The sequence below is a fragment of the Microbacterium sp. ER1 genome, from assembly GCF_023383675.1.
Lineage (GTDB): Bacteria > Actinomycetota > Actinomycetes > Actinomycetales > Microbacteriaceae > Microbacterium.
The window spans coordinates 1-231 of the sequence record NZ_QCXO01000100.1; the positions used below are offsets into that span (position 1 = coordinate 1).

Below are 231 nucleotides of genomic sequence, written 5' to 3' on the forward strand. Positions count from 1 at the left end.
GTTCGGCATCGAGGATGGTGGCGAGTGTCAACGCGTCACCGATGATGACGGGAGCCGGTATGGCACCCAAATCGGCTCCCTCCGTGTACCAATCACGGCAAAGCGGGTCGGGCGCCAAGGGCGTGAAGCGGTCATTTCCGGGGAGGTTGCTGACGCAGCGGTTGGCTTCCGGTGTGACCACCGGCGACGCTGGTGTCGTTGTGTTCCCGGTGGTCGCGAGGACCTGGGGAG

General features: G+C 64.9%; 1 protein-coding gene. It reads right to left on the reverse strand.

Translation table 11 applies throughout. The features are described 5' to 3' along the window. Positions 1-181: hypothetical protein (locus BV453_RS01915; protein WP_249520746.1), on the reverse strand; the 181-nt coding region annotated here is incomplete at its 3' end. Positions 182-231 lie beyond the last annotated feature (50 nt).